This window comes from Corallococcus carmarthensis (assembly GCF_003611695.1).
GTDB classification, from domain to species: domain Bacteria; phylum Myxococcota; class Myxococcia; order Myxococcales; family Myxococcaceae; genus Corallococcus; species Corallococcus carmarthensis.
The window spans coordinates 43752-69538 of record NZ_RAWE01000019.1 but is presented as its reverse complement, the minus strand read 5'-3'; the positions used below and the strand labels follow the sequence as shown (position 1 = coordinate 69538).

Annotated in this window: 20 protein-coding genes; 6 read left to right on the top strand and 14 right to left on the bottom strand. The window is 71.2% G+C overall.

The window, feature by feature from the left end; all coding sequences use genetic code 11:
* Positions 1-26: 26 nt before the first annotated feature.
* Together D7X32_RS08240 and D7X32_RS08235 are read right to left on the bottom strand one after the other, a co-directional pair.
* A complete protein-coding gene (locus D7X32_RS08240) occupies positions 27-1622 on the bottom strand; it encodes a CAP domain-containing protein (protein ID WP_120601960.1) in 1596 nt (531 codons plus the stop codon).
* A complete protein-coding gene (locus tag D7X32_RS08235; protein ID WP_120601959.1) occupies positions 1619-1918 on the bottom strand; it encodes a DciA family protein in 300 nt (99 codons plus the stop codon). The genes D7X32_RS08240 and D7X32_RS08235 overlap by 4 nt, the downstream gene beginning before the upstream one ends.
* 184 nt (positions 1919-2102) lie before the next feature.
* Here D7X32_RS08235 and D7X32_RS08230 point away from each other — a divergent pair, with 184 nt between their 5' ends.
* Together D7X32_RS08230 and D7X32_RS08225 are read left to right on the top strand one after the other, a co-directional pair.
* The gene (locus D7X32_RS08230) at positions 2103-4694 is read left to right on the top strand and encodes a carboxypeptidase regulatory-like domain-containing protein (protein ID WP_120601958.1); all 2592 of its coding nucleotides are present in this window, start codon (positions 2103-2105) and stop codon (positions 4692-4694) included.
* A 96-nt stretch (positions 4695-4790) separates the two neighbouring features.
* A complete protein-coding gene (locus tag D7X32_RS08225; protein ID WP_120601957.1) occupies positions 4791-5669 on the top strand; it encodes a GGDEF domain-containing protein in 879 nt (292 codons plus the stop codon).
* Positions 5670-5716: 47 nt separating this feature from the next.
* Here D7X32_RS08225 and D7X32_RS08220 read toward each other — a convergent pair whose 3' ends face one another.
* Both D7X32_RS08220 and D7X32_RS08215 read right to left on the bottom strand, forming a co-directional pair.
* The gene (locus tag D7X32_RS08220; RefSeq protein WP_120601956.1) at positions 5717-7798 is read right to left on the bottom strand and encodes a lysophospholipid acyltransferase family protein; all 2082 of its coding nucleotides are present in this window, start codon (positions 7796-7798) and stop codon (positions 5717-5719) included.
* On the bottom strand, positions 7795-8766 hold the full coding sequence (locus tag D7X32_RS08215) for an SDR family oxidoreductase (RefSeq protein ID WP_120601955.1): 972 nt from the start codon (positions 8764-8766) through the stop codon (positions 7795-7797). The genes D7X32_RS08220 and D7X32_RS08215 overlap by 4 nt, the downstream gene beginning before the upstream one ends.
* Before the next feature lie 102 nt (positions 8767-8868).
* On the opposite strand from D7X32_RS08215, the gene mutL reads away from it, so the two are divergent.
* The gene (mutL, locus tag D7X32_RS08210; protein ID WP_120601954.1) at positions 8869-10761 is read left to right on the top strand and encodes a DNA mismatch repair endonuclease MutL; all 1893 of its coding nucleotides are present in this window, start codon (positions 8869-8871) and stop codon (positions 10759-10761) included.
* Between the two features lie 4 nt (positions 10762-10765).
* On the opposite strand, the gene D7X32_RS08205 is transcribed toward mutL, so the two are convergent.
* Positions 10766-11191 carry a YciI family protein gene (locus D7X32_RS08205; protein ID WP_120601953.1) on the bottom strand — a complete coding sequence of 142 codons (426 nt, stop codon included), beginning with the start codon at positions 11189-11191 and terminating at the stop codon, positions 10766-10768.
* 193 nt (positions 11192-11384) lie between these two features.
* On the opposite strand from D7X32_RS08205, the gene D7X32_RS08200 reads away from it, so the two are divergent.
* From D7X32_RS08200 to D7X32_RS08190, 3 genes are all read left to right on the top strand, one after another.
* Entirely contained in the window at positions 11385-12116 is a 732-nt protein-coding gene (locus D7X32_RS08200; RefSeq protein ID WP_120601952.1) for a hypothetical protein, read from the top strand.
* A gap of 132 nt (positions 12117-12248) precedes the next feature.
* Positions 12249-13274 (top strand): tetratricopeptide repeat protein, encoded by a 1026-nt coding sequence (locus D7X32_RS08195; protein ID WP_120601951.1) that lies wholly within the window; start codon positions 12249-12251, stop codon positions 13272-13274.
* A gap of 99 nt (positions 13275-13373) precedes the next feature.
* Positions 13374-13883, top strand: coding sequence for a hypothetical protein (locus D7X32_RS08190; protein WP_171446622.1), 510 nt, complete (start codon positions 13374-13376; stop codon positions 13881-13883).
* A gap of 10 nt (positions 13884-13893) precedes the next feature.
* Here D7X32_RS08190 and D7X32_RS08185 read toward each other — a convergent pair whose 3' ends face one another.
* From D7X32_RS08185 to D7X32_RS08145, 9 genes are all read right to left on the bottom strand, one after another.
* Positions 13894-15531, bottom strand: coding sequence for a peptidase associated/transthyretin-like domain-containing protein (locus D7X32_RS08185; protein WP_244238905.1), 1638 nt, complete (start codon positions 15529-15531; stop codon positions 13894-13896).
* Positions 15528-16112, bottom strand: coding sequence for a hypothetical protein (locus D7X32_RS08180; protein WP_171446620.1), 585 nt, complete (start codon positions 16110-16112; stop codon positions 15528-15530). The genes D7X32_RS08185 and D7X32_RS08180 overlap by 4 nt, the downstream gene beginning before the upstream one ends.
* 22 nt (positions 16113-16134) lie before the next feature.
* Positions 16135-18033, bottom strand: coding sequence for a sigma 54-interacting transcriptional regulator (locus D7X32_RS08175; protein WP_120601948.1), 1899 nt, complete (start codon positions 18031-18033; stop codon positions 16135-16137).
* Positions 18034-18056: 23 nt separating this feature from the next.
* Positions 18057-19055, bottom strand: a complete 999-nt coding sequence (locus D7X32_RS08170) for a tetratricopeptide repeat protein (RefSeq protein WP_120601947.1) — start codon at positions 19053-19055, stop codon at positions 18057-18059.
* Complete coding sequence (locus tag D7X32_RS08165; protein ID WP_120601946.1) at positions 19052-21046, bottom strand: serine/threonine-protein kinase; 1995 nt, start codon at positions 21044-21046, stop codon at positions 19052-19054. Before D7X32_RS08165 ends, D7X32_RS08170 begins: the two co-directional genes overlap by 4 nt.
* A 21-nt stretch (positions 21047-21067) precedes the next feature.
* Positions 21068-22165: a 6-phosphofructokinase gene (locus D7X32_RS08160; RefSeq protein WP_120601945.1), complete on the bottom strand. Its 1098-nt coding sequence runs from the start codon at positions 22163-22165 to the stop codon at positions 21068-21070.
* Positions 22166-22319: 154 nt separating this feature from the next.
* Positions 22320-22799 carry a hypothetical protein gene (locus D7X32_RS08155; protein ID WP_120601944.1) on the bottom strand — a complete coding sequence of 160 codons (480 nt, stop codon included), beginning with the start codon at positions 22797-22799 and terminating at the stop codon, positions 22320-22322.
* A gap of 76 nt (positions 22800-22875) precedes the next feature.
* Positions 22876-23883 (bottom strand): CPBP family intramembrane glutamic endopeptidase, encoded by a 1008-nt coding sequence (locus tag D7X32_RS08150; protein WP_158625631.1) that lies wholly within the window; start codon positions 23881-23883, stop codon positions 22876-22878.
* A gap of 87 nt (positions 23884-23970) precedes the next feature.
* Positions 23971-25572 (bottom strand): MBL fold metallo-hydrolase, encoded by a 1602-nt coding sequence (locus tag D7X32_RS08145; protein ID WP_120601942.1) that lies wholly within the window; start codon positions 25570-25572, stop codon positions 23971-23973.
* Between the last annotated feature and the right edge of the window lie 215 nt (positions 25573-25787).

Sequence of the window (25787 nt, the reverse complement as noted above, 5' to 3'; positions counted from 1 at the left end):
GGAGGTTCCTCCTGGAAGCCACCGCTTCAGGGGACCGCTGCGTAGATGACGGCCACCCAGTACTGGCCCTGGCCAAAGCGCTTGGAGTTGCCCCGCACCAGTCCCACGCCCACCCGGGTGTTGGTGGCGGTGGCAAGGCTGCGTGACTCCGGCACCGCGCCGGGGTCTCCCACGACGAAGAAGTCCACCGACGCGGTGCCCGCATCCGGCAGCGCGGTGAACACGCGTTCGTGCAGCGGGGATGGGTCGCCGTCACCAGCGGTGGGTTCGTCCTGCGCCAGCGCTCGGCGGGCGTGTTCGCGCGCCAGGCGTTCCAGGGCCTCGCTGCGCACCAGCGGCGGCAGCTTCAGCGTGGCGCGGTGGCGGGACAGGGACTCGTAGACGTCCGACACCGGGTCCGCCGGGAGCGCCGCGCCGGGGGAGGCCGCGGTGAAGACCTCCGTGACGATGGCCTGGTCGCGGCCGTCCACTTTCTGGAACGCCACGCCCACGCCCATGAAGCGGAACGCGGGGTCCATCAGGTTCTTGCGGTGGCCGGGGCTGTGCTCGATGCCGAAGTGCGCCGCGAGCGGACCCGCCGCCAGCCCCAGGTTCTCCCCGGCGCGCACGTAGCGCGTGCCTTCCGGCAACCGGCGCGTGAGCGTGGAGCCGTCCGGCGCGATGTGGGCGAAGAAGCCCTCCGTGGCCATGCGCGTGCTGTAGCGCAGCGACACGTCCTCCAGCGTTGGGTCCGGTGTGAGCTCCGGCAGCTTGTGCGCGCGGCGCAGGGTGTTGATGCGCTCGTAGAGGGCGGTGCGGGCCTCGTCGAGCGTGGTGGGTTCGCGCTGCGCTTCCTGTTCACCGCGCGCGGCGCGGGCACCCACCTGCACCAGGAACAGCGACGTCACCTCTGGCCCCGCGTTCCCCTGGCCCACCACCTCCAGGGTGTAGCCGCCGGGCGTGGCGAAGGTCACCAGGGCGCAGAAGCCGTTGGTGCCGGTGGGTGCGCGGCTCAGGGCAACGCCCTCCACCTCGCCATCCGGCCGGGTGACGAAGACCTGGGGTTCGCGCAGCGGCGGTACGAGCCGGCCGCACACGCGCTTCTCCGTGCCGGCCTTCGCGATCGTCCGGGGGAAGGGGAGCACCTCCGCCTTGCGGTCCGCGGTGAGCAGCACCAGCGCGGCGCGCTCGCCCAGGAAGGCCACGCCCACGCCGAAGTGGCTCACGCGCTCGTCGTTGAAGTCCGTGCGGGCGAGGAACGTTTCGATGGCGTGCGTGTGCACCCAGGCGCGGATGACCAGCACCTTCGGGGACGGATCCGCGGCGCCCGCGTCGCTGACCGCCTCCGTCAGCGTGAGCAGGGCCGGGGCGCCGGTGGTGAACTCACTGAGGGCCTCGCGCGCGAGCCTCCGGGCCGCGGCCTCCAATGCCTTGTCGGCAGAGGGCGCGCGCCGGCCCACGCGTTCGAATTCGCGCAGGACGTGCAGCCGGGCCCGGGACTCCTGGGACTGGGGCGTCTCTGGGGGAGCAGGGGGCGGGAGGTCCTGGCCCCCCGCGTCGGTGACGGAGACGGAGGCCACCGTGGGAGCCTGAGCCGCGACGGACGTGCCCGCGAGCAGCAGGCCCAGGAGCACGCCCTTCATCGCGGCACCAACTGGAAGGTGAGCGCCTTCACGGTGCCGGTGCCGAGCTTCTCGTTGAGCCGCTCGCAGAGGGAGTCGGCCTGGCGGGTGAGGACCTGGGCCCACTCGGCGCTCTCCACGGAGATGACCAGCGTGGTGCCTTCCAGCAGGTGTGGGCGGCTGTGGCGCGCGATGTTCTCACCCACCGCGGCGGTCCAGAGCGGCATCAGCGACGACGCGCGGCCCGACTCTCCCGCCAGGCGCGCGAGCACCCGGGGCAGCAGGCTCTCCAAGGTCTTCGGTTCACTGCGCGCCATCGTCGGGCGATTCTGGAACCCCTGGCGCCGGATGCCAACCAACACTTGCCTGCCCGCCCGTTCGATTTCGCCGGGGCCCCCGGTTCCCGGCGTTCAGCGGACGAGGGCCCGGTGTCATCACCGGTCGCGTCGCGGCCTTTCCCCCTGTAAGGTCGGGGCAAGGCCGGTCCCCCTCGGAGTTCCCATGCGTCCCATCCCCCTTCCGGTCCGGTCCCCCGGCGTCGTGCTCGCATGCCTGCTGGCGTGCGCCATGGGCTGCGGGATGTCCGACATGGGCGTGCCGTTCCTCAACGGGGGCAACACGGACGAAGCCTGCACGGTGGATCAGGACTGCGCGGATCCGGCGCTGTTCTTCTGCAACACCGCCCTGTCGCGCTGTGAGCCCTCGTGCCGCACGGATCTCGACTGTTCCGTGAAGCGCCGCGGAGAGTTGAACGCCATCGCCGCGTGCGAGTCGCAAGCGCTGGGCTGCCGCTGTGACGCCAGCCGCTGCGTTCCCGCCCTGTGCACCGGAGACGACGACTGCGAAGGCGCGGCGGTGTGCCGCGACGGCACCTGTGGGCTGCCCCCGCCGTCGTCCCTGGCCGCGGCCTGCCGCGTGGTGCCCGCGCGCGTCGTCGCGCCCGTGGGCACCACCCTGCGCTTCGAAGCCTGGGTGTCCGATGCCACGGGCCAGCCCATCGTCTTGCGCGACGGGCTCAGCTGGTCCGCCGTGTCGTCGCGCGTGAAGGGCGGAGGCACGGGCTCCGGGGCCACGTTCACGCTGGACTCGGCGGGCACGGAGGTGGAGGCGGTGGAGGCCCGGGTGGGCGCGGTTTCGTGCCGTGCGAGCGTCACCGTGTTGCCCCCGCACACGGCCGCGGGGCAGGTGCGGGTGCTGGTGACGGACGCGCTCACGGGCCATCCCGTCGAGGGGGCCTCGGTCGTAGTGGCGGACGCGCTGGGCAGCGCGACGGCGAGCGAGTCGACGGACGCGCAGGGCGTGGCCGTGCTCGTATCCCGGAACGATTCGACGGTGTCCGTCTTCCACCCGGACTTCGGCTACCTCACCGTGGCGAACTACGACATGGGCGGCTCGCGAGACATCCGGCTGCCGCTGCGCCGCAACCCGGCGGACCGCGTGGGCGGGGTGCAGGTCCGGTTCTCCAACCTCGCGCCCGTGGGGTCGGGTGGCGCGCTGGCCCTGGGGCTGGCGGGGCTGTCCGTGCCAGGGCTCCTGTCGGAGGCCACGGCCGCCCAGGTGCAGGGGCCCGAATGGCCCGTGGACCTCACGCTGAGCGGAGTGACGCGCCAGTTCCAGGTGCCCGCCAACGTCTGGCTGCAGGGGCTGGGCGTCCTCCCGCCGGAGTCCGTGGAGGTGCCGGGCATCCCCGGGGTGTGTGACGCGGCGCTCGCGGACGGAACGGATCCGGAGACCGCCACGCGCATGGGGACCTGCGGCACGCGCACCACCTGGGCCCTCACCGCGCAGGTGCCGTCCGGCGAGCTTCCGGCGGGGATGATGGATCCGGGCACGGATCCACTGCTGCTCCTGGCGCGTGCGCTGCCTCGGTCGGGGCGTTTCTCCTCCGCCGTCCAGCGCGACGCGCAGTTCCCCCTGTATGCGCCGATCGAGGGGAAGATCCCGCCACGCGGGCCAGCCACTTCGTTGGACTTCCGGCAGGTGCCGCTGGCCTTCCCGTTCGTGGTGCGCGTCCCGCCGCTTCCTCGCTTCCGCGACAGCTACCTGGCGCGCACGCTGGTGATGGGCTCGGTGACCGCGCCGGGACGCGGCACGGTGCCGCTGGGCCTGGGCGCCGCCGTGAACGTCAACCCGGTGGATCCGAACACGGACACGCAGCCGTTGCTGTCCGCGCCGGGCTTCGTGCGCGTGCGCATGGCGCCGGCCCATCACGGCCTGGAGGGACAGGCGTACCGGCTGGTCGCGCTCGCGTCGTCGGGAACGCTGGGCGGCGAGGAGCCCGTGGGCCGGGCCTCCAGCGCGGTGATGGCGACCCTGGATGCGCCCCACTTCGATCCGGAGGGCACGGATCCGGTGACGCTCGCGGACGCGTTCCTCGGCATCCCGGAGGGCTCCCGCTACAACCCCGACGGGTCGCTCTGGCACGGCCTGCTGCCTCGCGAGTGGCGCATGGATGCCACGGTGCCGGGCGCGACGGCCGTGCGCGCGACCTTCACCAACGCCGGTGGCCGCCGCTGGACCGTGTGGGTGGATGGACGCCGCTCCGTCACCGGCGTGCGCCTGCCCATGCCTCCCGCCGGCATGGAGGACCGCACCTTCCAGGGCGACACGGAGGGCTCGCGCGCGTCCATGTCGGTGGAGGCGCTGTCCGTGGCCACGCCCGAGGGCCAGTCGCTGAACCTCTCCGCGCTGGCGGAGTCCGGGGCCCTGGCTCCCGAGCCGCTCGCCGCGGCGGTGCACGCCGCCTCCACGCTGAACTACGGCCGGCCCCAGGTGACGTGGCTGCAGCCCTTCGAGGGCACGTCCCTGGCTCGCGGCGCCACCGTGCGCGTGCGGGTAGACGGCTTCCGGGTGGGCACGGAGCTCTCCACCGGCGACGAGGGTGGGGTGCTGCTCACCGTGCGCGACGGCGGCCCGGGCTGCGACGTCGCGCTCGTGCGGAGCGACGTGGCCACGCGGTCGGGCGAGGTGGCGCTCACTCTGCCCGCCGCCTGCTCGGGGCCGGAGGTGACGCTGGTGGCGTCGCTGGTGGACGGGCTCGGGTTGCCGCTGCGGCCCGCTGTCAGCGCCGTGCGCACGGTGCGGGTGCCCTGACGTGCCGGGGTGTCAGGGGTTCTGCGACCTGGAGGGGCACTCGTTCCGGCCGTGAATTCGCTTTCGCGAATTGCGCGGTGATACGTTTGCCTTGTCATGGGCCAGAAGGAGACGGTCGTCACCGTCATCTCGAAGATCTCCGAGCGCCCCGTCAACCTGGACGCGGCGCTGGTGGTCATCTACGGCCTGGATCTGGGACGCAAGTACGACCTGGCGCGCGAAGAGACGCTGATCGGCCGGTCGTCCAAGGCGGACATCCAGATTGATCAGGAAGCGGTGAGCCGCAACCACGCGCGCATCACCAACACGACCAAGGGCGTGCGCATCGAGGACCTGGGGTCCACCAACGGCACGTTCGTCAACGACGACGCCGCGTCGTCCGCGCGGTCGCTGCAGAACGGCGACCTGGTGAAGATTGGCCGCACCATCTTCAAGTTCATCGCGGGCGGCAACATCGAGGCGGCGTACCACGACGAGATCTACCGGCTGACCACGATGGACGGCCTGACGCAGATCTACAACCGCCGCTACTTCGACGAGCAGCTGGACCGGGAGATCTCCCGCAGCCGCCGCTACGAGCGCGTGCTGTCGCTGGTGATGCTGGACCTGGATCACTTCAAGGAAGTGAACGACACCTACGGGCACCTCGCTGGCGACTCGGTGCTCAAGCAGCTGGCGTCCACGGTGCGCACGCGCATCCGTCGCGAGGATGTCTTCGCCCGCTACGGCGGCGAGGAGTTCGCGCTGCTCTTGCCGGAGATCAACCTGGCCGGCGCCCGTCAGCTCGCGGAGAAGGTGCGCAAGCTGGTGGAGCGGCAGCGCTTCGAGTTCGACAAGCAGGTCATCCCCGTCACGCTGTCGGTGGGCGTGGCCACGCTGGAGCCGCACCACCGCGAGCCCGCGGAGCTGGTGCGCGCGGCGGACGAGCGCCTCTTCGAGGCGAAGAACCAGGGGCGCAACCGCGTCTGCGGCTGACACCCCCGGAGACTTCGCCCCAAGCCTCGTCGGAGCCCCGAAGGACCTCAGCCCGCGAACACGGAGCGGCGCTCCCGCAGCAGGGCCTGGAGCATGCTCTGGATGGACTCGCGGGTGCGCTCGGTGAGCCGCTGCACCTCGCCCAGGTCGTCCGCGGCCTCTGGCGCCAGGCCTTCCATGGTCAGCGGTTCGCCGAAGCGGATGGTCCACTTGGCGGGCAGCGGGCCGGGCGCGGTGAGCGGCAGCGACGGGAACCCGAGGAAGCCCCCGGGGATGCGGCCCAGGAGCGGGGACGTCTCCTCCGCGCCGACGATGGCCACCGGGACGATGGGCGCGCCGGTGCGCAGCGCCAGCTTCACGAAGCCGCCGCGGCCGAAGCGCTTGAGGCGGTAGCGCTCCGCGAACGGCTTGCTCGCGCCCTGGTAGCCCTCCGGGAAGACGACGAGCGGCCGGTGCTCATCGAGCAGCCGCAGCGCGTTCTCCGGCGAGGCGCGCACGGCGCCCAGGCGGTTGAAGAGGGTGCCGAGCATGGGCGCGTGGAAGACCTGATCCTCCACGAGCCAGCGGGCCTCGAGCAGATCCGGGCGTTCACGCTGGAGCGCCTGCGACATCACGAGCCCGTCGTAGGGCAGGGCGCCGGAGTGGTTGGCGACGAGGATGGCGGCGCCTCGGGGCACCTGATCCACGCCCTCCACGGAGACGCGCCAGTACTGCTCGTAGAGGAAGTCCAGGACGGGCTGGAGGTTCTCCACCAGCCCCGCGTCCTTGCCGTAGTCGTCCAGCCGGCTGCCGCCGCCGGTGCCCAGACTGGTGCGCACGGCCTCCATCAGGCCGTGCATGGCCCCCATGGCACGGCCCAGGCCGTCGCTCGCGAGCGCCTGACCGGCGATCTCCTTCGCCAGGGAGAGCATGCCCACCGCGCGGCCCGCGAAGCCCGCGGGCGGGGCGGATTCCTCCGGACGGTCGTAGCCCCGCTCGTCCCGTTCCGGCGTTTCCTCGAGGGGCGCTTCCCCAGGGTCGCTCACGAGCGAAAGGGGCCGGCGGCTGGGAGGCAGCTCGTCGTGGGACTCGTCGGGCAGCTCCACCTCCGGCTCCACGTCCGTCGGAGCGGCGCCCTCGATGATGGAGACGGAGATGGACACGCCGTTCTCTTCGACGCGCTCCACGCCGCTCTCGAAGTCATCTTCCTCTTCGGGGCCCTCTGGCGCGGACGTGCCCCCCGGGTCGCGGCTCCACGCGTCCGCGGTCCAGACCTCCTCGGGCTCTTCGGGAGGAGGCACGTCCTTCGGGTCGCGTTGCCAGGCGTTGGCGGTCCAGACCTCGTCGGTCGCTTCATCGTCCGCGTCGAGATCGGTGTCCTCGGCGGAGGTCAGGGCGCGCTCCTCGGGGCTGATGGCGTGGCGGTCCAGGACTTCATCCACGGCGACGCCCGCGGTGGCCTCGGCCACCTGGGTCGCGACGGCGGTGGCGACCTCCCGCTCGGGAGCGCTGCCGTTGCCGTCGTCCAGGACCTGCCGCACGGCGGACTCGGCCAGCTCGGCGACGAGCTCCGTCGCGAGGACGCGCTCGATGTCTCGGTCCGGACCCCGGCGTCCCTCGAACAGCTCGTCCACGGCCGTCTTCGCGGCGGCCTCCGCCGCGTCCGAGGCGATGGCTTCCGTCAGGGCGCGGTCCACCTTGCGCTCCTGCGGGCGCGAGCCGCGCACCTCGTCCGCGAGCACCTGGGGCCGCGACGGCCGGGGCTCGGAGGCGGGGCCCGGAGGAGAGGGCTCTCGCAGCGGGGAGATTTCCTCGCCGGGCGCGTGCACGTCCTGCTCGTGCTTCGCATTCCCGGACCCATTCGTGCGCGCCTCGAACATGTGGACCCTGGCGGCGGGCGTCTTCGGCGTCGCGGCGGCCTGCTTCGCCTCCGCGCCCTTGCCACCCTTGGGGGCCTTCGCCCGGGGGCCGGACTTCGGAGCGCCGCCCTTGGCGCTCTTCGCCTTGCCCGCGGACTTCGCACCCTTGCCGGACTTCGGGGCCGCGGCCTTCTTCGCGGCCTTCGGGTCGGGCGCGGCGTCCTTCACCTCGCCTGTGCGAGGCGCGGCACCCCGCTGGAAGGGATCATTCCCGAGGACACCCTTGGTCATGACTGGCTCCTTCTGAGCGCCGAGGCGGCGTCCCTGACGTGGTGGACGGGTACGAACCCGAGCGCGGACTCCGCGCGCTCCCCGTCCGCGACCCAGGAGTAATGCATGTAGTCGAGCAGGGCCACCGGCAACGTGCCCGCCCCCACAACACCCAGCGCGCGAAGTGCTCCACGAAACAACGGCCCTGGCAGGGGGAGCGGTTGCGCGCCCGCCTGGCGGATGAGCCCCGACCAGGGCAACACCCCGCGCCCCACGATGTTGAACTCTCCCGCCACGTCCGCCCGCAGCGCCAGGTGCAGCGCCCGGCCCGCGTCCTCCTCGTGCACTGCCTGCCAGAGCGGGTCGAACCCCAGGAGCGTGGGCACCACGGAGTGCGACAGCAACCGTGTCACCGGATTGTCCAGGCTCTTGCCGAGCAGGGGCGCGAACCGCAACACCAGCGTGCGCGTGTCCGGATGCCGCTCGCGGAACGCCCGCACCTGTCCCTCCACCTCCACCTTGTCGTTCACGAACCGGCTGTGCGGACAGCCGAACAGCGGGGAACTCTCGCGCAGGAGCGCCGGGTTGTTGCCCCGTGCTCCGTACGTCACGGTGAGCGACGGCACCACCAGCCGGGGCAGCCGCGCACGGCCCACCGCCGTCAGCACGTTCATCGTGCCAATGACCTCCAGTTCGTGCGCCAGCGGGCCGTTGAGGATGGGCCCGAAGAGGAACGCCAGGTGGAAGAGGGCGTCCACGGGGCGCTCGGTGAGCGCGTCCGTCAGCTCCGCTTCCGCGTCGTAGCGGGTGAGGTCCACGCGGTGGAACTCCACCTTGCGGGTCCCCTGGGGCTCCTTCGTGTCCAGCACGAGGATGCTCTCCACGCCGGGGTCCGCTTCCAGCCTCGGCAGGAGCAGCTTGCCGTAGTCTCCATTGGCGCCTGTCACCGCGATGCGCATCGGGCCCTTGCCTGCTTGGATCACTTCCATTCGCAGGGGCGGGTGTTAGCCCAGCCGTCCGGGAATGTCAGCCGAGTGCGCCGGTGATGTTCTGGACAACGTCATCCAGTTCGCGGAGGGTGGCTGATCGCCATGTCCCGAATCGCGCGCCTGAGCGATGTGCTCATCAACAAGATCGCCGCCGGCGAGGTGGTGGAGCGACCCGCCTCCGTGGTGAAGGAGCTGTGCGAGAACTCGCTCGACGCGGGCTCGCGCACCGTGCGCGTGGAGCTGGAGGGCGGCGGCGTGGGCCGCATCACCATCTCCGACGACGGCCACGGCATGAGCCGCGAGGACGCCACGCTCTGCCTGGAGCGCCACGCCACCAGCAAGCTGCGCGAGCTGGACGACCTCTTCCACATCGACTCCATGGGGTTCCGGGGCGAGGCCATCCCCGCCATCGCCTCCGTGTCCCGCTTCACGCTGCACACCGCGGAGCCGGACGCGCACGAAGGCACCAAGGTCACCGTGGAGGGCGGAGGCCCGCCGGTGGTGGAGGACGCGCCGCCCCGCGTGGGCACCGTCATCACCGTGGAGGACCTCTTCTACAACGTGCCCGCGCGCCGCAAGTTCATGCGCCAGGGCGCCACCGAGCTCAAGCACTGCGAGGAGGCCGTGGTGCGCCTGGCGCTCGCGTACCCGGAGGTTGGCTTCTTCGCCTCGCACGAGGGCAACGAGCTGTTCGCGAGCCCCGCCAGCGAACACGACCCGCGCGAGCGCATCGCCGCGGCCCTGGGCCCCGCGTCCTTCCCGCACCTGTTCCCGGTGGAGGAGCGCCGGCTGGGCGTCATCGTCACGGGCTACCTCGCGTCGCCGGAGTACACGCTGCCCAACGCGCGCGGCCTCTACACCTTCGTCAACCGCCGCTACATCCGCGACCGCGGCCTCATCAGCACCGTGCAGCGCGCGTTCCAGGACTTTCTTCCCGCGGGCCGCCAGCCGGTGGTGGTGCTGCACATCGACGTGGAGCCCCGCGCGGTGGACGTCAACGTGCACCCGCAGAAGATGGAGGTGCGCTTCGCGGACGCCCGGGGCGTGCAGGACGCGATAAGCGCCGCCCTGTCGCGCGTGCTGCGCGCGGCTCCGTGGCTGGGCACGCCCGAACAACAGGCCGCGAACCCCCAGCCCCGCGACGCCGCGCACTACGCGCACGCCGTGGAGCGCTTCCTCACCCGCGCGCAGGAGGCCACCTGGGGCGCGCCGCTGCCCACCGCGATGGATGCCCCGGGCCCGGGAGGCTCGGGCGCCTCCATGCCCGCGCGCCCGCTCACGCCGTCGTACTTCTCGCCGAACGGCGGAGCGCAGGGCAGCGCGTTCCCCGGTCCGTTCCAGGGCCCCTTGCTGCCGGGCCGCACGCCCGCGTTCGGCGAGGCGCAGCCGCAGCTCAACGAAGCACCGCCCCCAGGCTACTTCGCGGCGCTGCGCCCCATGGGCCTCCTGGGCAGCCGCTTCCACGTGTGCGAGGGCCCCGGTGGCACGCTGGTGGTGCTGGATCCGCACGCCGCGCTGGAGCGCGCGCGCCTCACCGCGTACCTGCGCCGGCTGGACGACGACACGAAGGCGCCGCCGCCGTCGCTGTTCGGCACCACGGTGGACCTGTCCCTGGCGGCGGTGAAGGCGCTGGTGGACGGCCGCGAGGCGCTGCTCAAGCTGGGCGTGGACGTGGAGCCCTTCGGCGGCACGGCGCTCGCGCTCAAGTCGGTGCCGCCGGGCCTGGAGGGCGTGGACCCGCGCGCGCTCCTGGAGGCCCTGTCGCGCGCGCTGCCCCCGCGCAGCGCTCCCCTGGACGTGACGAGCCTCGCGGAGGCCGTGCGCGTGATGGCCTGTCACGCCGCTCGCCGCGCGTCCTCTTCGCCGCTCACGGACGCGCAGCTGCGCGCGCTGCTGGGAGAGCTGGACCGCGCGGACTTCACACCCCCGTGCACGCACGGCACGGTGGTGGTGCTGGAGATGCCACTCCTGGAGCTGGAGCGGCGCGCTCGCTGACGGCTCAGGCCTTCGCCTTCGCCTCGACCTGCGCGCGCAGCGCCTCCTCCTTCGCGCGCAGCTCGCCCGTGGGGTCGCTGGGCGCGAAGTCCTCCGCGGAGGCCACCTGGCGGATCTCCACCGCCCCGTCCTGGAAGGGGATGCGGCGCGCCCAGGCGATGGCCTCCTCGCGCGACTTCACCTCGATGATCCAGAAGCCGGCGACCAGCTCCTTCGTCTCGGAGAAGGGGCCATCCGTCACCGTGGCCCCCTTGCTGGAGAACGTCACGCGGGCGCCCTTGGAGCTGGGGTGCAGCCCCTCGCCCGCGAGCAGGATGCCGGCCTTCACCAGCTCCTCGTTGTACTTGCCCATCTGGGTCAGCTCCTCCGTGGAGGGAAGCCGGCCGGTCTCGCTGTCCTGGGTCGCCTTGACGAGCATCATGAAGCGCATGGGGATGTCTCCTGGAACGTCGGGTTCAACGTCGGTTTCAAAAGGGCGACGAATGCTAGGGCGCGAAATCGACACGGTGGAGAACGAACCGGAAAGTTGACGCGGAAGGTCCCCCGGCTACGGTGTGCGACACGCCTGTAGCACCGGGCCGTGTGCGCCCGTGCCGGCAGAAAGCCCCGGGTTCCGCGCCTTGATGCTCCGTCGTCTGCCGCTCGTCTTCGCCCTCGCCGCCGCGCCCGCCCTCGCTCAGGAAGAGGGCGACCTGGGCGGCGACAACGCCCCCACCAACCTGGACGGCGTGGGCCGCATCACCCTGCAGGCCGGCTACCGGCTCACCTCCAACGGCACGCTGTACGACTCCTGGTACGGCGCCAAGGGGCCAGGCTCCGGCCTGGAGCGCGCGCCCGAGTCCACGGGGGCACCCATTGGCGCGGCCACGTTCGCGTACGCGATGTCGGACCTGGTGGAGGTGGGCATCGACCTGTACGGCACCGCTCAGAACCTGCGTCTGTCCGAGCCCGGCGGCGACGGCACCACCGTGTCCCGCAAGGTCAGCACCGTGGCGTACGGCGTGCTCATCGGCCTTCGCTTCCAGGGCGTGCTCGACATTGGCCCGCAGGGGTTGGTGCCCTTCGCCGGCGTGCTCACGGGCCCGGCCGTCATCTCCTCGAAGCGCGAGGGCTCGGCCCTCCAGGAGAAGGTCTCTCAAGCCTGGGTGGGCTCGCTTGGCGCCACGCTCCGCCTGTCCTCGAAGTGGGGCCTCACCGCCGAGTACCGCTTCACGTTCCTGCGCGGCCCCGTGGAGTCCCCGGACGCGGCGAAGTGGGCCGGGCCCTTCAGCTTCAGCAACGGAGGCAATTGGTTCGCGCTGGGAGTGACGTATACGTTCCCGCCAGATCCGTCGCGGCCGCTGACGTCGTTCTAGTCGCGCGGAAAGTTCCAACATGAAAGCAGGCGAGCGCGCGCGTGCCCCGGACTCCGGGGAATGGCAGTGCCACGGGGCTCTGTTGGGGAGCGGAAAAAGAACCCGCCCCTCATCCCGGAGGAGTCCCCTAGCATGCGTGAGTCGGCCGAAGTCATTTCCGGTCCCAGGAAGATGTCCATGCCCCCCTCTGAACAGCCGAAGACCGACATCGAGAAGGAGCTCTCCGAGCTCCGCCGAGAGGTCATCGAGTCGCGCAACCTCGTCATCAAGACGGACAACCTGCTGAAGAACCTCCATGCGGAGGTGAAGGCGGTGGGCAAGCGCCACGAGGACTTCCAGAAGCGGCAGTGGATCTCCTCGGCGGTGGCCTACGCGCTCTTCGCGGTGCTGGCGGTCGGTGGCGCGGTGCTGGTGAACGGCGCACGCAGCTCCAGCAACACCAACGAGCGCGAGCGGCTGGAGAAGCAGGTGTCGGACCTCTCCGCGCAGCTGGAGAAGCAGCGCGCGGACAGCACCTCGCACCTGACGGCCCAGCGCGCCGCGGGTGAGGTCTACAAGATGATGACCACGCTGCCGGGCGACGAGCGCCTCAAGGGCATCGACGCGCTGGTGAAGCTGGACACGCAGAAGCTGTCCTCGCTGGAGCGCCAGGCCCTCAACGACCGCGCCGCCATCCTGCGCCGCGAGACGGGCGACGCCGCCTTCGAGCGCGGGAAGATCGCCTTCCGCAAGAACGAGATGTCCGCCGTGGTGGAGGACCTGTCGCGCTTCCTGGCCATGAACCCGCCGGAGGCCGACGCGCTGGACGCGTCCTTCTTCCTGGGCACCGCCTACAACCAACTGCGTCAGCACGACAAGGCCGTGCCGCTGCTGGCCCGCTTCGTGGAAGGCGACAAGAAGTCCAAGACGCGCGACTACGCCATGCTGCTGCTCGCCCAGTCGTACCAGGAGACGGGCGCGTTCGATAAGGCGGCGGACACGGTGCGCGACGCGCTGGCCACGTACCCGGCCACCCAGTACCTGTCGCAGTTCCGCGGCCGCCTGAGCTCCGCCAAGCGCGCCGCCTCCGGTGGCGCCGACGCCGCGCTGCCCGCCGCCCCGGCCGCCGCGCCCCAGGCCGCCCCGGCCGCGCAGACGGTGGCCCCCGCGGGCCAGTAGTTCCCCGGAGCCCCGCCGCCGTCCGGAGGTTTGCGCTTCCGGACGGTGCGTAAGGGAAGGATTGCCACCCGGGGTCCAGGGTCGTAAGACCTGGGCCCCGTGTCCGCTCCCGACCCCCGGAAAGACCCCCGCTTCCGCCGCTACCGTGGCGCTGCCTATGGGGTCCACATCACGCTGGCCACGTTGTTCTCGCTGTGGATGATCTGGAACGTGGGGCACTCCGTCGCGGCGATGACGCCCGAGCGGCCCCCGGCCGTGACTCCACCGCTCACCGTCCGCGAATGCCTGGACGCCGCGGACGGGCACTGGAAGGACCTGGAGGCCGAGCGCGAAAAGCTCGTGCACGTCCTTCCCGCCCGCAAGGTGGACCTGGAATGGATGCGCTTCCGCACGGACTGGCTGACGCGCGTGCGCAAGTCCGAATCCGAGTGCGCCCTGGAGTCGAGGGACCCCGCGCGCGTGGAGCTGCGCACGGTGTACCGCCACCTCACGCGGGTGCAGGACCTCTACACCATCCACGCGGTGCAGTACGCGGGTGAGGTGGGCGGCGCGGTGGACGCGCTGCACGCCGCCTTCGACACCGCGCGCCGCAAGGACAGCGGCCGGTAGCAGGCCGCGCTCAGCGCGTGGGCAGCACGGTGGAGTAGCGCCCCGTGCTGTCGGACACCGTCTGCGCGAGCAGCAGCGACTCCGGCCGTCCCGCCACCGTCACCACGCGGAAGAAGCGCACGGACGCGTTCGCCGCGATGCCGTCCGGCGCCACGGCCGGATCCGGGGGCAGGGTGATGCGGCCGCTCAGCGAACGGCCCCGCGACAGGGTGAAGGCGGCCAGGAGCAGCGTGTCCGAGCTGGAGGCACTGGCCGGCACGGTGACGAAGCGGCTGACGCGCGGCAGGTTCTCCCCGGGCAGGAAGTCCAGCCGGTACTCACCCGGATCCAGGGCCAGCGAGAAGCTGCCCTCGCTATTGGTGGTCAGGGGAGACTCGAAGCCCAGGGGCGGCTGCGGCCAGCCCGTCAACGCGCCCACGGGCTCCGCCACGATGCGCACGCCCGACGCGGGGCCGGTGCCCTCCGGGTTCTTCACGCTGCCAGCCACCACCATGCGCGCCTGGCACGTCACGTCCGGCAACGCCGTGTCCTCCGCCGCGACCGTCACCGGCTGGAGCGTCAGGCGCGAGGACGAGCGGGGCGGTGGGACGATGACCAGCGTGAGCGGGGACTCCGCGAGGCCGGGCAGGGACATGAGCTGGAAGCGCCCCTGCGCGTCCGTCATCACCGGCACGCCCTGGAACGTGCCGCCGCCGGCCACGCGTCCCTGGATCGACACACGCGCGTCAGCCAGGGGCGTCTGGCCATCCATCTCCAGCACGCGGCCCTCCACCCGCACGGCCGCGCCGGGGTCGCCCAACTCCAGCGGGGAGGCATGGGACGCGGATGGCTCCACCACGAAGGTCTTCCAGGGCAGCAGGTCCCCGGCGTTCACGGGCGTCGCGCGCAGCAGCACCGTGTCGCGCGCGGCGTCCTCCGGGCCCAGGGCCAGCTGGAACGCGCCCGTGTCGCGGGCCACGCGGGCGCGTTGGGACAGCGGGCGCAGCGATTCATCCAGCGCCTGCACCTCCATGTCCGCGTCCACCCGCCGCGAGCCCTGGAGCACCAGCGTCCCCGTCAGCATCACCACGCGCGAGGCCGTGGGCAGGTCGAACGTCACCATGCCGCCCGTGGCCGGATCCACGGAGGCGCTGCGCGACAGCGGCGGCAAGGCGGTGTCCAGCGGCGTGAGCGTCACCGTGTAGTCGCCGCTGCCCACGGGCAGCACCCACGCGCCGTTGTCCGGGGCGAGCGTCGTCTCATAGCGCCGCGCGACGCCCGGGATGAGGCGGCTTTCGCCCGTGGCCAGCAGGTGGATGGGCGCGCGGTAGGGGAGGGCCTGCGTGCCGCCGTCCGCCGTGGTGGCGGTGCCGCGCGATACCTCACCCCGCAGGCGCACGGGGCTGAACAGCTCCAGGTTCTGCTCCGCCCGCAGCCGGTCCACCGGGAAGTCCTGCGCGAGCAGGCCCGCCTTGGGCAGGGGCTGCACCTCCACGACGATGTCGCCGCCGGGGTTGCCGCAGCCGTCCACGAAGCACACCTGGCCGGAGGCGCACTCCGCGTCGGAGCGGCACACCAGCTGCTCCGGCGGAGGCTCCTCATCGAGGAAGCCGCACCCGGCCCCGGTCAGCCCGAGCGCCAGCGCCAGGGCCCGGAGCGCGCGCCTCACTGGCAGTCCCCCGGCACCGTGTTCACCACCCACGAGTACGAGGTGACGAAGCCCGGGTTCTTCACCACGCCGCCGTCCGCGAGGAACACCTCCTCCGGCGGATCCGGCTGGCGGTTGGTGAGGTGCCGGTCGGTGACCAGCGCCTCCACCAGGTGGATGCCCGGAGGCGACAGCGGATTGTTGGCCGAGCGCAGGTCCATGCGCAGCGTGCCGCGGTCATCACGCCGGGGCTGGCCGGTGTTGGCGAGGACGATCTGCCGGTAGAAGCCCGTGGGGTTGGACGGGTTGTAGTCCACGTACCACTCCACGGTGATGCGGTCGTCCACGTCCAGGTCCTCCACCACCACGTTGAAGTCCTGGGTGCAGCTGCCCACGCCGAAGGCGCGCAGGATGCGCTCGGAGGGCTCCACCTGTTCCTCCAGGATGCGCGGCGGCCGGTTCCTGAACTGGGGCACGCTCTCCAGCAGCGCCTCATCCTGCGGGATGAGGCACCCGGAACCCGCCGCGAGCGCCGCGAGCCCCAGGGCCGCCACGAGCGGCTGGAGGATGCCCCGGGACTGTCGCGGCGCGTGACGGTGCATGGCGTGGCTACCTACGGGAACCCTATAGCAATTCCTCGTTGTCGTCGGGAGGAAGCGGCCCGCCCGTCTTCTCCGCCTCCAGCTTCTCCAGGTGGCGGAAGATGGTGCGCGGATCCACGCCCAGGTCCTTGGCCGTCTTGGTGCGGTTGCCGTTGTTCCGGGCCAGCACCTCGTTGATGTAACGCTTCTGGAACTCTTCCTTCGCCTGGAGCAGCGGCATGATGGGCTCCAGGTTCTCCGGCTTGAGGTCCAGGTCGTCCGCGCCCAGGAGCGGCTTGTCCGCCAGCACCACGGCCTTCTTGAGGCGGTTCTCCAGCTCGCGGATGTTGCCCGGCCAGCCGTACTTCTTCATGGACACGGCGGCCGCGGGCGTGAAGCCGCGCGCCTTGGAGTTGAACTCGCGCGCGTACTTCTGCAGGAAGAAGCGGCCCAGGACGATGACGTCCTCGCCGCGCTCGCGCAGGGGCGGCAGCTTCACGGTGACGACGTTGAGGCGGTAGTAGAGGTCCTCACGGAACATGTTCCGCTTCACCTCCTCTTCCAGGATCTTGTTCGTCGCGGCCACCACGCGGATGTCCACCGGCTCGCCGCGGTTCTCGCCGACCTTGTAGACGACCTTGTCCTGGAGCGCGCGCAAGAGCTTCACCTGGAGCTGGAGCGGCATCTCGCCGATTTCGTCCAGGAAGAGCGTGCCGCCGATGGCCGCCTGGAACTTGCCGGGCCGCGTGGCCACCGCGCCGGTGAAGGCGCCCTTGGCGTGGCCGAACAGCTCGCTCTCCAGCAGGTTCTCCGGGATGGCGCCGCAGTTCACCGTGATGAACGGGCCCTTGGTGCGCGGCGAGCGGCGGTGGATCTCCCGGGCAATCAGCTCCTTGCCCGTGCCCGTCTCCCCGGTGATGAGGACGGAGATGTCCGTGGGCGCGATCTTGTCGATGCGCTTGTACACGTCCCGCATGCCCTGGCACGCGCCCACGATGTCGCCGTAGCGCTGGTCCTCCAGCTTGCGGCGCAGCTCCGTGTTGTCGAGCTTCAGGTCGTTCACGAGCAGCGCGTTCGACAGGAGCAGGGACGCCTGCGCCGCGAACACGGTGAGCATGTCCAGGCTCTTGGGCTCGAAGCGGTTCACCAGCCGGTCGTTGCCCACGTAGAGCACGCCGAACAGGTCGCCCTTGTGCATCACGGGCACGCACATGACCGAGTGGACCTTGAGGTTCACCACGGACTCGCTGGCCTTGAACTCCGGCGCGTCCAGCGCGTCCGCGACGATGATGGCCTTCTGGTCCTTCACCACCTTGGCGATGATGGAGTCGGACAGCTTCTCCACCGCGTCCTCGATGTTCTCCCGGGCCACGTTGCGCGCGGCCTTCACGCGCGGCTCGCCGCTCTCCATCAGGATGAGGAAGCCCTTGTCGGCGCGGGTCACCTCGATGGCCTCGTCCAGCAGGCTCTCCAGGATGCGGTCCACGTCGTAGCTGCCGAAGAGCCGCTCGCTGAACGCGGTGAGCCGCTTGAGCAGCACCAGCTCCCGGCCCACCACGCCAGGCAGCTCCGCCGTGTGCGAATCCGACGAGGCCGTGGCGGCGGAAGGAAGGGTCACCTCGCGCTCGGGCACCTCGCGGCGCACGGGCTCGCGGGGGGCGTCCTCGCGGGAGAAGGTCAGCTCGGTGCCGCCCACCTTGACCACGTCGCCGGTGGCCAGCGCGTGGTTGTCGCGGCGCTTGCCGTTGACGTGGAAGGTGGCGCCCAGGCTGCCCACTTCGTAGCGGGTGCCGTCGAAGGTGACGTGCAGGGCGTTGGCGGGGACGCTGGCGTCCTCCAGCGGCACGTCGTTGTCGGATCCCCGCCCCAGGCTGGTGATGCGCTTGAGCAGGGAGACCGTGCGGACCTTTCCATCGGGGGTGCGGACGGTGAGGCTGGCCATGGGCGGACTTTGGGTTTCTGGGGCTAGAACGTCAGGGAGAAGCCGGCGCCCAGCCCACCACGGGTGGAGTACAGCCGCACGCGCGGCGGCGCGGCCTGGGAGACGGAAGGAGAGGGCTTCGGTTCGGGGCGGGACTCCACGGTGGTGCTGGTCACCACCTGGTCCTCGTGGTGGTAGACGGCGTCCACCACGCCCAGGGTGTAGACGGTGTAGAAGCCGGTCGCGGACGCGAGCTTGAGCAGCTGCCAGGTGTCCGCCTGCCGGGCGCGGTCCGTGGGGATGTAGCGCACCGGGATGGACGCGCGGCCGTCCTCGTCCAGCACGTTGTCCAGGTTCACGAACCGCTGCTCGAAGAGCGAGTCGTACGCGAAGAACGCGATGATGCTGGTGATGGCCATGGCGCCTTCGGTGGCCGCGAAGGCGATGCCCATGCCGTTGCGGCCCTGCTGGAACTGGCCGGCGCCGAAGGGGACGAAGTTGACCAGGAAGTTGCGCTTCTCCACGGTGCGCACGGTGACCTGGCGGGCCAGCTCCTCCGCGCGGCGGCGCTGCGTCTCCAGGGCGACGCGCTCCTGTTCCCGGCGCTCCTGTTCGGCCTTCTCGCGCTCCACGCGCAGGCGCTGTTCCTGGCGGAGGAAATCGCGCTCGCCGGACATCTGGTTCTTGAGGTCCTCGAAGTAGGCGACGGCCGGGGGCGGGACGACGAAGGGGTCCAGGCTGAAGTCGGGGTCCAGCCGGAGCACGGCGCGCAGGTGGCGTTCGGCTTCGTCCGTCTTGTTGAGGTTGAAGGCGGACAGGCCCGCGAGCTTGTGCAGCTCCACGAGGTCCTCTTCGGGCAGGTCACCGCGGTCGATGCGCTGACCGGCGCGCTCCAGCACCTCGGCGTACTTGCCGTATTCGAAGGACGAGCGCAGGGCGGCGACCTCCGGATCCGCGCCGTTGGGTACCTGGGCGCGCACGGACGCCGGGCCGAGCAGGGCCAGGGCGAACAGCGCGATGAGCAGCAGCGGGCCTCGGCTCATTCGGGCGCCAGGTTCCCGCGCAGGGTGGTGGGCTTGCCGGGCTCCAGCAGGACGACGCGCTTCTCGGTCTTGTAGCCGGGGGAGGAGATCTCCACCTCCACGCGGTGCTGGAAGCTGGCGGGTCCCCGGGGCGAGCGGACGTCGAAGGGGTGCTGGAGGCTGTCGTGCGCGGTGCGCTCCACGTCGCCCACGCGCACGGTGGCGTCCGGCGGCTGGTAGTCCAGCGCGAGCTGCGAGGACCTCAGCAGGGCGCGCAGGCGGAACACGTTCTCGCCGTCCGGCTTCACGTCGATGGTCTCCGTGGCGTCCTCGCAGTAGCCGCAGGAGACGGTGATGGTGTGCGGGCCCGGAGACAGGTGCACGTCGTGCTGCGAGAGCTGCTGCGTGCCGGCGGGGCCGTCGTCCACACGGATGGAGCCGTAGGGGCGCACGAGGATGGACACCGGGAGCCGGCCGTTGCGCGCGTGCTTGGAGTCGTCCTGCGCGTCGAGGCTGGCGACCACCGTGGGGCGCGCCGCGCGATCCGGGGAGGAGGGGAGGCGCGGGTTGGTTTCGGGAGGAATGAGAGCGTCGCGGCCGGGCGTGCCCGTGCCGGTGCCGCCCGTGCCCTGCGCGCCAGTGGGGCGCGGGCCGTTGGGCGTGCCCGAGGGGTTCGTGGCCTGTGCGCCGTTGGGAGTGGCCGGCACATCGCCCGTGTCCTGCGCGCCGTTGGACGCAGCGGTATCCGCCGGAGGAGGTGAACCCGTGGGGAGCCCGCTCGGACCGTTCGCGGCCTTCGTGCCGGGGCCCCCGGCGCTCGGAGCCGTTGCTTCCTCCTTCGGCGTCTCGGGCGCGCTCGCGTTCATCCGGTACAGCTGCCAGCCGCCCAACCCCAGCGCGAGCGCCACGCCCGCTCCAATGCCTGCGCGGATGCCGCGCCTGCGCCACGTGCGCTGCCGCTGCTGACGCTGGATGGTCTTGAGCAACCCCAACGCCCGCTCGTTCGTCGCGTCCAGCGCGAGCACATGGTTGAGGCACGCCAGCGCGCGCGGCGTCCGCTTCTCCGCGAGCTGCCGCTCCCCGCGCTCCAGCAGCGCCGCGACGATGCGCTGGCGCGCGAGCCGCTGGTACGACGGCGGATCCGCGAAGAACGAAATCAGCTCCTCGCCCACGCGCGAGAAGCCCAGCCCCGCGAGCGCATCCGCCAGCGCGTCGCGCAGCTTCCCCGCGTTGGGATAGCGCCGCGCGGGGTCGCGCTGGAGGCACGTCGCGCAGATCTCCGCCAGCTCGTCCGACAGCGCGGGCACGCGGCGGCGCGGGTCCTCGTAGGCTCCGTCCAGGATGCGCTTCAGCGTCGCGGTGGTGTTCGACGCGGTGAACGGCAGCCGGCCCGTCATCAGCGCGTAGAACATGATCCCCAGGCTGAAGACGTCCGCCTCCGGTCCGGCCTCCAGGCCTTCGATGATCTCCGGGGACATGTGCGCGGGCGAACCCACCAGCGCGCCCGTCACCGTCATCCGGTCCTCGATGTCCAGCAGCCGCGCGATGCCGAAGTCCATGAGCTTGAGGACCCCGTCCTCGCGCACCATGACGTTCTCCGGCTTCAGGTCGCGGTGGATGACGCCCGCCTCGTGCGCGTGCGCCAGCGCCGCCGCCAGCTCGTGGATGATCATCGCCGCCAGCTCCGGCGGCTCCAGCGGGCCTTCATCCAGGTACGTCTTGAGCGTCCGGCCGCGGATGTACTCGGTGACGATGAAGGCGTCGTGCGCCTCCGCCGAGGAGAAGTCGAACACCTCCAGGATGTTGGGGTGGTGCAGCTTGGCCACCGCGCGGGCCTCGCGCGCGAGCCGGCGGCGCGACTCGTCCTTGCCGGCCAGGTGCGGGTGCAGCACCTTGACCGCGACCTCGCGGTCCAGGGCCGTGTCCAGGCCCTTGTACACGACGCTCATGCCCCCGGAGCCCAGCTCCTCCAGGATGCGATAGCGACCGATATGGCGGCCGACGAGCGACATGGCGTTAGCGGCGCACTCCCCTCAATCCCCGAACCCGATGCCCATGCTCCGCGCGAACCGCACCAGGTCTCCCTGGACGTCCACCCGTCGCTCCTTGCGAGACTCGCTCAACGGCACGGCGATGATGTCGTTGTTCCTGAGCGCCACCATGTGGCCCCACTGGCCGTCCCGCACCAGGTCCAGCACCTTGCACCCATAGCGCGTGGCCAGAAGCCGGTCCGCCGCGCTGGGGCTGCCGCCGCGCTGCAGGTGGCCCAGCACCGTGACCCGGATCTCCGCCTCGATGTGGCTCGCGAGCAGGTCCGCGCACACCTTGCCGGAGCCGCCCAGCCGCACCACGCCCCGGCCCGGGATGTCCGCGGCCTGCGCCAGCACGGACAGCGCGCCCCCTTCCGGATACGCGCCTTCGGAGATGGCGATGATGGAGAAGCTGCGCCGCCGCGTGGCCCGGCGCCTCAGCGTCTCCAGCACGGACTCCACGCGGTAGGGAATCTCCGGGATGAGGATGACGTCCGCGCCGCCCGCGATGCCGCTGTCCAGCGTGAGGAAGCCCGCGTGGCGGCCCATGACCTCCAGCACCATCACGCGGTCATGCGACTCCGCCGTGGAGTGCAGCCGGTCCAGCGCCTCCGTGACGATGAGCCGCGCGGTGTCGAACCCGAACGTCTGATCCGTGCCCGACAGGTCGTTGTCGATGGTCTTCGGACACCCGACGACCTTCAGTCCCTTGCCCGCCAGCTGGTGCGCGATGGACAGCGTGCCATCCCCGCCAATGGCCACCAGCCCGTCCAGCCGCAGCTCCTCGCAGCGGCGCAGGACGCCATCCGACACGTCCTTGTCCACCCAGCCGGAAGCCTCACGCACCGGGTAGGAGAACGGGTTCGCCTTGTTGGACGTGCCCAGGATGGTGCCGCCCTTGGGCAGGATGCCGCGCGTGTCCTCCACCCCGAGCGGGCGGACGAGCTCCGGCTCCACCAGCCCCATGTAGCCGTTCTCGATGCCCACGAACGAATGGCCGAACTCGTGCACGCCCCGACGGACGAGGCCACGGATGAGCGCATTGAGTCCCGGGCAGTCACCACCACCGGTGAGGACGCCGAGTCGAAGAGGTCGGGCCATAGGAGCGAAGAAAGTCGGACGCGGGTGTCAGTGGGAACGGGCGACACTATGACAGCAACGTCGGTGCGGATTGTAGGTGCCACCCCAGGGGGGCGCAACGCACGAATCAGCGGTGACGTCGGATCCGCGCTCGCAAGGACGCGGGGGCGACCCCTCAGTCGCGCTTGAGGCGACGCCGGGAGGCCAGCCGGTCCAGGAGGGCCTGGAGCCGGTCCTCCTTCTGCGCGGGAAGGGCCCGGTCCGTGGGGGACTGCACGGGCATCTCGCGGGCCATCCGGTACAGCTCCTCCAGCCGCTCCAGCACCAGCTCGTTGCCGGGGCGCTCCTGCAGTGCCCGGCGGTACGCGGCGGCGGCGCCCACGTAGTCGCCCAGGTGGAAGAGGCGCTCGCCCTCCTGCATGGGCGACACGGGGCCCAGCGGGAGGCGCTGGGGCTCCCGCACGCGGTTCTTCAGGAGCTGGAGCTCCTCCGGCTGGAGGCTGTCGCGCAGGTGGGCCAGCTTGACGGCCAGCGCTTCCTCGCGCGGAAAGGCGGCGAGCAGGTGCTCGAACAGCTCGAACGCTTCCGCCAGCTCACCCCGGCGCAGGGCGCGGTCGGCACGTGCTTCCATGTCGGCCCTGACGGCAGGAGTCATCTCGCGCGCGAGAGTAACTGGAGCCCACCCGGGATGTCACATTCGGAAAAGCCTGCGCTCGGCGGGCCGCAAGGCCTCAGGCGGGCGTGGCGGCGGGCTCCGGCATCACGGCGCGCTCCGCGTTCCGGGCGCTGCGCCGCCAGTGGCGGAAGAGCCATGCGGCGACCAGTCCGTTGAGCACCATGCCGAAGACGCCCTCGCCGTTGAAGACCCAGACCTGACCGCCGAAGAGCCCCGGCCGCCCGTTGTAGACGCTGCCGAAGAGGAGCGGGTTGATGAGGTTCCAGCTGATGTGGAAGAGCGCGGGCGGCCAGATGGAGCGCGACGCCATGTAGAGCTGCGCGAACACCACCGCGGCCACGGCGATGGACAGGAGGAACGTCACGTTCTGCGCCACGTGACCGCGCTGCGTGGAGGAGAAGATGAGGGGCAGGTGGAAGGCGGCCCACACCGGCATGGTGATGGCCGCGGCCACGCCCGGGCGGTGCATCCACCAGCGCACCAGCGTCCCGCGCCAACCCACCTCTTCACCCAGCTCGCTGGGGACGCCAAAGCCGACGACGGGCCACCACACCAGCGCCGCCAGTCCGAACCGCAGCCACCGCCAGCGCTCGGGCAGCTTCGCGCCCAGCTTCTCCACCCAGCGCCAGCGCACGGACGCCGCGGCCAGCCACCACGTCACCGTCAGCGCCCAGAAGAAGAGGATCATCACCGGCACCGTCGCCAGGCCCGTGACCCCGAACGGCCCCTTGAGCAGCTGGGGCTGGTACTGGATGAACGCCGCGTCCCCGGTCACGAACCGGATCGCGTAGGCCAGCGGGGTGATCACGGCGCCGTACGCCAGCGGCAGCGCCAGCCCCACGAACCACCACTTCCAGCCGGGGAACGCGAAGCCCACCGCGGACGGAGGCTCGCGGCGGAAGAACCACGAGCACCCGAGCCCCACGATGCCGGGCACGCACATCATCCAGCGCATCAGCCACGGAGACTTCTCTCCGCCCACCAGAAAGAGCGTGGCCATCGCCCAGCTCACCGCGAGCGTGACCACGATGAACGCGAGGGTTTCTTTCCGGGGATTCCTCATGTTCCGGAGCATACCGATTGGATCCGCCCCGTCGAGCGTCACGTACACGAGGGAAGGGCGGCCAGGCCGCCCTGCGCCCGGTCCGCGTCAGCCCTTGAGGTGGACCTGCTGCGCGCCCTGGAGCCGCTCGGCCTGGAGGCCGCGCTCGCGGGCGGTGGCGAGGAGCAGATCGGACTCCTTCATGCGGGGCGTCTCCGGCGTGGCGGCGGGCCCGATGATGTGCTCCATCCAGGGCTCCAGGCCCATGGCGTAGTTGAAGAGCCGCTTCGCGCCCACGAGCTCCAGCAGGCGCAGGCCCTCCGTGGAGTTGCTGCCGCGGCACCGGCGGTTCTTCTCCAGCTTGCGGTCGCGCTTCTTGGGGAAGAAGCCCTCCATCATCCACGTGTGCGGCGCGCCTTCGATCTCCGTGTTCATGAAGACCGTGTGCAGCGGGCCCACCGTGTTGCGCAGGTCGCGGTACGTCGTCTCATCCACGCACATGGAGTCGGCGGAGAAGAACACGCGCTCTTCGCCCGTGCGGATGATCCACGCCGTCTTGGCGTGGGCCACGTCGCCGTGCTCGCCCATGAACGGCGCGGCGATGATCTCTCCGTCCGGCAGTGGCAGGGATTCGTAGAAGTAGGGCTCCAGCACGTTGCGGTAGCCCAGCGCCTTGCCCAACAGCCGCGGTGAGTAGTCACCCGCCAGGGCGCCGCTGGAGCGCGGCACCATCAGCGTGCCGACGCGGTGGCGCAGGCGCAGCAGCGTTTCGATGTCCAGGTGATCCGGGTGGCTGTGGGTGATGAGCACGTAGTCGATGCGGCGGGGCAGGTCCGCGAAGGACATGCGCTCCAGCGGCCCCATCTTCTCCGGCCGCACCGGCACCACCGCGTCGACGAGGATGGACGTGCCCTTCCACTCCACCAGCACGCACGCGTGGCCCACGTAGCGGATGCGCGGCCCCGGCCCGTTCCAGGTGTCGGAAACGGTCTGCGGCGCCTCCGTGAGCAGGGGCATCAGGTCCGCGTCGGACTTCACCGCGTCGCCCAGCACGTCGCGGATCCACTCCAGCGGCCGGGGCTCCAGGTCCAGGCTGAACAGCTTGTCCAGGCGCTCGTCGTGGAACGGCACCTTCCAGTCCAGCTGCCCCGGCTCGCGCAGGCGCGGCGTGGTGAGCAGCGAGTCCCGCTCCGAGTCCGCCTTCAGCCGGCGGATCCGCATCGACTGGAGGTCCGTCTTGTGGAGCCGCCCGCGGTACAGCAGGCCTTCGTGCACGCGCATCGACGGGCGGTTCACGTAGTCGTACACCAGCTCCACCACGCCCTTGAGCGGCTCCGGCAGCCGCGCGTACAGCGGCTCCAGGGACTGGCCCTTCGCCTCCGCCAGCAGCTGCGTCTGGAACTCGTCGAACGCCTCCGCCAGCTTGATGCGGTCGTCCTGCTCGGCGGTGATCCGCTGCATGAGCGCCCGCACCTCGTCCGCGCGCTCGGGCGCGATGCCCACGAACGAGCTGCCGCTGAGCGCGGGATCCTTCGCCGCCTTCGCGTGGAAGTCCGGCGTCTGCAGGTAGGCCTTCAGCAGCGGCAGCAGATAGGCCTGCAGATGCAGGCTCGCGGGCATGGGCGCCACCGTCATCCACCAGGCCTGGAAGTCCTGGACCAGCGGTTCAACGAGGGTGGCGTCCGCGAGGCGATACAGAGGAGCGGTCATGGCGGGTACGTGCAATCGGGGAGGCACCCCAACCCGGACAGAACCCCAAGCGGTCCCGAGAATGGAACTCGCGGAGTCAAGGCAGGACGGGGCGCGTGCTGAAGACCAGGAAGCAGAGCTGACAGGCGAATTTGAGCGATTCGAGCAATTTGTTCAAGTTCGGTAGAACCCATTCGTAGTGGTATTCTCGTATCGAGTTCCGCTCCCCCCGGATG

What these genes read in the sequence shown, in the direction of transcription:
- D7X32_RS08150 (WP_158625631.1), bottom strand. Translation starts at nt 23,883, where the DNA reads ATGAGGAATCCCCGGAAAGAAACCCTCGCGTTCATCGTGGTCACGCTC.
- D7X32_RS08155 (WP_120601944.1), bottom strand. Translation starts at nt 22,799, where the DNA reads ATGACTCCTGCCGTCAGGGCCGACATGGAAGCACGTGCCGACCGCGCC.
- D7X32_RS08220 (WP_120601956.1), bottom strand. Translation starts at nt 7,798, where the DNA reads ATGACCAAGGGTGTCCTCGGGAATGATCCCTTCCAGCGGGGTGCCGCG.
- D7X32_RS08215 (WP_120601955.1), bottom strand. Translation starts at nt 8,766, where the DNA reads ATGGAAGTGATCCAAGCAGGCAAGGGCCCGATGCGCATCGCGGTGACA.
- mutL (WP_120601954.1), top strand. Translation starts at nt 8,869, where the DNA reads ATGTCCCGAATCGCGCGCCTGAGCGATGTGCTCATCAACAAGATCGCC.
- D7X32_RS08165 (WP_120601946.1), bottom strand. Translation starts at nt 21,046, where the DNA reads ATGTCGCTCGTCGGCCGCCATATCGGTCGCTATCGCATCCTGGAGGAG.
- D7X32_RS08230 (WP_120601958.1), top strand. Translation starts at nt 2,103, where the DNA reads ATGCGTCCCATCCCCCTTCCGGTCCGGTCCCCCGGCGTCGTGCTCGCA.
- D7X32_RS08200 (WP_120601952.1), top strand. Translation starts at nt 11,385, where the DNA reads ATGCTCCGTCGTCTGCCGCTCGTCTTCGCCCTCGCCGCCGCGCCCGCC.
- D7X32_RS08180 (WP_171446620.1), bottom strand. Translation starts at nt 16,112, where the DNA reads ATGCACCGTCACGCGCCGCGACAGTCCCGGGGCATCCTCCAGCCGCTC.
- D7X32_RS08145 (WP_120601942.1), bottom strand. Translation starts at nt 25,572, where the DNA reads ATGACCGCTCCTCTGTATCGCCTCGCGGACGCCACCCTCGTTGAACCG.
- D7X32_RS08205 (WP_120601953.1), bottom strand. Translation starts at nt 11,191, where the DNA reads ATGCGCTTCATGATGCTCGTCAAGGCGACCCAGGACAGCGAGACCGGC.
- D7X32_RS08235 (WP_120601959.1), bottom strand. Translation starts at nt 1,918, where the DNA reads ATGGCGCGCAGTGAACCGAAGACCTTGGAGAGCCTGCTGCCCCGGGTG.
- D7X32_RS08160 (WP_120601945.1), bottom strand. Translation starts at nt 22,165, where the DNA reads ATGGCCCGACCTCTTCGACTCGGCGTCCTCACCGGTGGTGGTGACTGC.
- D7X32_RS08170 (WP_120601947.1), bottom strand. Translation starts at nt 19,055, where the DNA reads ATGAGCCGAGGCCCGCTGCTGCTCATCGCGCTGTTCGCCCTGGCCCTG.
- D7X32_RS08175 (WP_120601948.1), bottom strand. Translation starts at nt 18,033, where the DNA reads ATGGCCAGCCTCACCGTCCGCACCCCCGATGGAAAGGTCCGCACGGTC.
- D7X32_RS08225 (WP_120601957.1), top strand. Translation starts at nt 4,791, where the DNA reads ATGGGCCAGAAGGAGACGGTCGTCACCGTCATCTCGAAGATCTCCGAG.
- D7X32_RS08240 (WP_120601960.1), bottom strand. Translation starts at nt 1,622, where the DNA reads ATGAAGGGCGTGCTCCTGGGCCTGCTGCTCGCGGGCACGTCCGTCGCG.
- D7X32_RS08195 (WP_120601951.1), top strand. Translation starts at nt 12,249, where the DNA reads ATGCGTGAGTCGGCCGAAGTCATTTCCGGTCCCAGGAAGATGTCCATG.